Here is a 2976-nt window from a genome sequence, read left to right on the forward strand (position 1 = left end):
AATTTTTCGGCGGGCCACCGCTTTCAACTTCCCGGTCACCGTTTGCTTACTGCGCGCCTGCACCGCTCGGATGCTCGATTCGGTCGCAATCTGCAAGGCATGGATTTTCCCGTCCCGGCTCTGAGCAATCAGCTGACGAAAATGATCATGCACCTCGCTTTTTTCTTCCGGACTCAGAAACGAGTAATTGTAGGGAATCAGTTCATAATAGGCGAAACACTCGCCGTCATGGTTAAAGACAAGGTTGTTCTCAATGTATTTGATCGGATACGCCATCGCGTTCACTCCTCACGGCGGTTATTGCCCCGCCGACGATTTGTTTCTTCAGTCTCACAGGCTTCCCCGCATAGGTCATTTTAGGGCGGAGCAGGTAGGTGAGCACCGATTTGAGAAAGCCATAGGGCTTTTTCCCATCAAAGGTTTTCTGTGACATGAACCACGTAAGGCCCACGGGAAGGCCGACGTATTTCAGTAGGACGCCATGGATGAAAGATAACGGCGGCACATTGGCAAACAACACTACAAGCAAGAGTGAGCAAACGAACCAAGCCATCTGGGTGAAAGTGACCGGAAAAGGCAGTTGGAAGTCATTGATGGCATAGATCACCTTTTCCACGTTCCAGATGCTGGTATAGCTCCGAATTTTTTTCACTCGTCATCAGTCCTTTCTGTTTAAAATTCGATGAAAGAGACAGCCAGTACATGGGCGTACAGGTTGCCAGTCCAAGTCTCTTTTTAGTTAACCGACATACTCAAAAACACCGTGAGTCGTAACGAGAAAATTGCCTTCCAACTCCAAATCCCGTCCATAAGCCTCATAGTCGATATAGTTTTGTAAATGAGCTGGAACTTCGCCGAGGCTGCCGGTCTCTTCCAATAAATAACGGGCGACATCTGTCATATCATCGCAGTCAGAGTAACAGATAATATCGTCTTTATGTTCCACCATTTCTTCAAAACTACCGAAGAAATGGTGTTGGATTTCTCGTATTTCTTCCTCAATCGGCGTGCCTGCCAATTCCTCAGCAAGAGCACACAGACGATTGATTTCTTCAATAGGCGTGTACTCATCAATGTCAAAAGGCAGTTCGTAATCATGGATAGCATATTCTTCATACTCATGATTTAATCCAATACGCTCTTTGACCTCTTCAAAATCAACGGGCGGGGTGAACCACGCGCCAACGAGCTCGCCCTCGTTGTACTTACCCAAATTAGTGATATAGACTTTCATTTCCATCTATAATCCCTACCTTTTCTAAAAATAGAGTCAAAGGCCTGCCGCACTTCGTTTGGCGTCCCTGTTTTTTGGGCTGCATAAGAAAAGCGCTTATACAGCCCAAAAGAACAGGTGTTCCAGTTACGCACCCACCACTCGGTTAAACAGGTTCAGCAGGACATCTTTGACCCCGGCCGCATTGAAAACTAAACCCACAGCAATCAGCGCAATGACGAGAAAACCAATCAGTTTGGAAAACTCCCGTTTAAAACCGAGGTAAAGCCCGATGACCACAATCGCCATCAAGACAAGCGACTGAGCATTGTTCAAAAACCAGGTGTATAAATTCCGTCCAAAATTCATCAGCGATTTCTCCTTTTCTTCATCTAATTTGTGATTAAAAATTCATTGATGCATCGTTTAAAAATCAATTTTGCCGATGATGATTGGTGATCATCTGCTCTGCCGCATCGACCTGCTGCTGAACTATTTTTTCGTGACGTTTCGTGAGTTTGGCATGGCGGATCATGTCATCAATAACAGTCGTGTCTTTAATCTGGTCGAGCCAAAGCGCCACCTTTAATGTTGGGGCCACTTGTCGCTGTAACCAGCCTAAGGTTCGGTCAAATGAATAGGGCTCCGGTTGCGTAGTTAACTTCAATTTTTCCCGGTTCTTTCCAATGAACCAGGCCCAGTTTTCATTCATTTTCCATGTGTTACGCCGCTTATTTTCCACTTTGTCCACAAAACGCAGGTAACGGTTGATGATGGAAAAAGCGGTACGTTCCGCATCGTGGTAAGCCATCAGGTCATGGATGGCATGATCGGCACGTTCGTTTTTCAGTCGGATTTCAAATCTGTTTTTGACCTCGGCTTCCTCAATGGGGACGTGGTTTTTGACATACTGTTCATAGTTCTTTTCATAAAGGCAGAAATAAATTTCACTTTTCAAGGAACCAATATAGAGCGTGTGCCCCATGGCTTCCTTTTCCTCTCGGCGGATGAGCTCGCCGCTACGGTAACTTTTAAAACTGCGAAACACGGAAATGCATTCTTCGTTTCGGCATTTTTCTGTCAGCTGTGGAATATCCAAGATGCCCACCTTGTCATTAATCGCTAAATCCAACCGTTTGAATACCCCACCTTCGCTAATTGCGGCCATGAAAAAATCGAACCAACTTCGGTGTTGCGCTAAAAGAAAGCCCTCGAACTGGCGACAACCCCGGCCCTTCAGTTCCAGCAACACGCCTTTTTGTTTATCGGGAGAGACCATCACGAAAATGTCGCCTAAAGCGTAGTGTTCCATGTAGGAATAGAGCCCATAGTCTTCATGAAGCATGTAATCCATTTTCAGAAGCAGTATGTCTTCAATGACATGCCGGGCATCTGTGGTTGGAAACCGTATCCGCACATAGTCAAACAGCATCTCAAGCGGCGCATCAGGATTGAGCCGTTCCAGTGCTTTCAGCAGGGCTGTTTTCATGTCATCCGATGGGGATGCTCGGCCGTTTTCAATGTCGTTCAGATACTGCCGGGTCATACCGGAGGCAACGGCCAGACGATTTTGCGAAAGGCCGTAGGACAATCGCTTTTCTTTCAGATGCTGGACCCATAAGTCGGTTTCGCTCAATGATGACCCTCCCATCCAAAAGAGGATGTCAACTGAAAGGAGCAGAGTTGACATCCTCCAAAAATTCCAGAAACCTAGATAGAATAGGGTGTTTACTGGATTTTGAAACGGTTATTTATTGTATTTG

At 46.1% G+C, this 2976-nt stretch carries 5 protein-coding genes; all 5 read right to left on the bottom strand.

Translation table 11 applies throughout. The annotated features are described in order from the left end of the window. A partial coding sequence (locus NIE88_RS21830) for a hypothetical protein (protein WP_444965502.1) occupies positions 1 to 276 on the bottom strand: 276 nt, incomplete at its 3' end. Continuing rightward, entirely contained in the window at positions 251 to 652 is a 402-nt protein-coding gene (locus NIE88_RS21835; RefSeq protein WP_253065667.1) for a conjugal transfer protein, read from the bottom strand. The genes NIE88_RS21830 and NIE88_RS21835, both read right to left, overlap by 26 nt. A gap of 87 nt (positions 653 to 739) precedes the next feature. Beyond that, entirely contained in the window at positions 740 to 1240 is a 501-nt protein-coding gene (locus tag NIE88_RS21840) for an antirestriction protein ArdA (protein WP_253065668.1), read from the bottom strand. A gap of 120 nt (positions 1241 to 1360) precedes the next feature. After that, a complete protein-coding gene (locus NIE88_RS21845; protein WP_010023708.1) occupies positions 1361 to 1582 on the bottom strand; it encodes a hypothetical protein in 222 nt (73 codons plus the stop codon). Positions 1583 to 1646: 64 nt separating this feature from the next. Beyond that, positions 1647 to 2864 carry a MobT family relaxase gene (mobT, locus tag NIE88_RS21850; protein WP_253065669.1) on the bottom strand — a complete coding sequence of 406 codons (1218 nt, stop codon included), beginning with the start codon at positions 2862 to 2864 and terminating at the stop codon, positions 1647 to 1649. Positions 2865 to 2976: the final 112 nt, after the last annotated feature.

Origin of the sequence: Sporolactobacillus shoreicorticis, assembly GCF_024125445.1 — a bacterium.
In the GTDB taxonomy this organism is placed as follows: Bacteria; Bacillota; Bacilli; order Bacillales; family Sporolactobacillaceae; genus Sporolactobacillus; species Sporolactobacillus shoreicorticis.

Coding starts and splice junctions, on each gene's coding strand:
- NIE88_RS21840 (WP_253065668.1), bottom strand. CDS start 1,240: ATGGAAATGAAAGTCTATATCACTAATTTGGGTAAGTACAACGAGGGC.
- NIE88_RS21845 (WP_010023708.1), bottom strand. CDS start 1,582: ATGAATTTTGGACGGAATTTATACACCTGGTTTTTGAACAATGCTCAG.
- mobT (WP_253065669.1), bottom strand. CDS start 2,864: ATGGGAGGGTCATCATTGAGCGAAACCGACTTATGGGTCCAGCATCTG.